A 1951-nucleotide genomic window follows, 5' to 3' on the forward strand; every position below is an offset into this window, starting at 1 on the left:
GGCCGGGACGAGCTGCTGACCGCGGTGGCCGGGCGCTACGGCGAGGCGGCGGGGCGGGCGGCGGGCGAACTGCTGAGCACCGATCCGCTGGTGGGCGCGCTGCCCGCCCGGATGCCGTCCTTCCCGGCCTGGCTGCGTCCGGCCGGGCTGCCGCAGGTGCTGCTGGCGAGCGCGGACGGGGACGGGGACGGGAGCAGCGGCGGGGGCGGGAACGGGGGTAGCGGGGCGCTGCCGGAGTCGGCGGCCCGGCACCTGGTCACCATGCTGGCGCTGTCCGCGCCCGGCAAGCCGTACCCGGGGCTGGCGCAGGTCCGTGCGGTGTGCACGCCGGAGTCGCTGGCGGCGTTCTGCTGGGCGGTGTTCGAGCAGTGGCGGCTGGCCGGGATGCCGGCCAAGGACCGCTGGGCGCTGCACTCGCTCGGCGAGTTCGGCGACGACGGCACCGCCCGGCTGCTGGCCCCGGTGCTGCGCGGCTGGCCCGCCCACAAGGTCAACCGGCGTGCGGTGGACGGCCTGGACGTGCTGGTCGCGATCGGCACCGACGCCGCGCTGACCCAGCTGTGCGGCCTCAACCGGCGCCCCGGCGGCAAGCACCTCGGCGAGTACGCGGCCCGCCGGATCGAGGCGGTCGCCGCCCGACGCGGCCTCAGCCCCGAGCAGTTGGCCGACCGGCTGGTGCCGGACCTGGGCCTGGGCCCGGACGGCAGCACCGTCATCGACTACGGGGTGCGGACGTTCACCGTCGGCTTCGACGAACAACTGCGCCCGTACGTACGGGACTCCGACGGCAGGCGGCGCAAGGACCTGCCCGCCCCCGATGCCCGCGACGACGCCGAACTCGCCACCGCCGAACGCAGGCGCTTCACCGCCCTGAAGAAGGACGCCCGCGCCCTGGCCACCGACCAGAGCGCCCGCCTGGAAACCGCCATGATCACCCAACGGTCCTGGAGCGCGGGCGAGTTCACCGACCTGCTGGCCGGCCACCCGCTGCTCGGCCACCTGGTGCGCCGCCTGGTCTGGACGGCCAACGGCGCCACCGCCTTCCGGGTCGCCGAGGACCGCACCCTCACCGACGCCCACGACCGACCCTTCCGGCTCCCCACGGACGCGGTCGTCCGACTCGCCCACCCGCTCCACCTCGGCCCGGACCTGACGGCCTGGGCCGAACTCTTCGCCGACTACGAGATCATCCAACCCTTCCCCCAACTCGGGCGGACAGTAAGGCGGTTCACCGAAGAGGAGGCCGCCGGAAACCGGCTGCACCGCTTCGAGGGACACACCGTGCCAATCGGACGGCTGCTCGGCATGACCAAGCGCGGCTGGCAGCGCGGCACCCCCATGGACGCCGGCATAGAACGCTGGTTCCACAAGCCGCTGCCGGACGGCCGCCACCTGGTGCTCGACATCTTCCCGGGGATCGCGGTCGGCGCCGTCGCCCACCTCGGTGACCAGACCCTCACGGCGGTCCGGGTCGGTACCGATCCGGACGACCACCGGCGCACCGGCCGCGCCCCGGTCCGGCTCGGCGACCTCGACGCCCTGACCGCGTCCGAACTGCTGGCCGAACTGGAGGAGTTGACTTCGCTCTGAGTCCGGTTCCGGCCACCCCGCCCGCGCGGCTCCGGCGGACTGCCGGGACGGGACGCGGCGGATGGGGCGGCCGGGGGCGGGCGCGAGCGGGTGCTGGGGCGGGACGGGGGCGGTGGGCCCCGTGGGGCGGGCCCGGGATCGGCCGGGTCCGGGCGTGCCGGGGGCTGGGCGGCCGGGGCCCGCCGCTCCTAGCATGTAGTCGCCGCCGGGCCACGCCCCGCGGCGGTGGCCGCCCCGCGGCCGGGCGCCGTGGCAGCCGGCGCCGAGGACAGCACCGGGCCCTCTGGTCGCCGTGACCGCGCCCGGGTTCCACCGCGCACCGCGGCGTTCCCGCGGTGACGTCGGGCTCCCCGCTCCGAAC

At 76.4% G+C, this 1951-nt stretch carries 1 protein-coding gene; it reads left to right on the top strand.

Features of this window, described 5'->3' with window-relative positions; genetic code table 11:
* The coding region (locus ACFUEL_RS39120) for a DUF4132 domain-containing protein (protein ID WP_380242894.1) at positions 1–1590 on the top strand (1590 nt) is incomplete at its 5' end.
* Between the last annotated feature and the right edge of the window lie 361 nt (positions 1591–1951).

This window comes from Kitasatospora sp. NPDC057198, from assembly GCF_042670125.1.
Taxonomy (GTDB): domain Bacteria; phylum Actinomycetota; class Actinomycetes; order Streptomycetales; family Streptomycetaceae; genus Kitasatospora.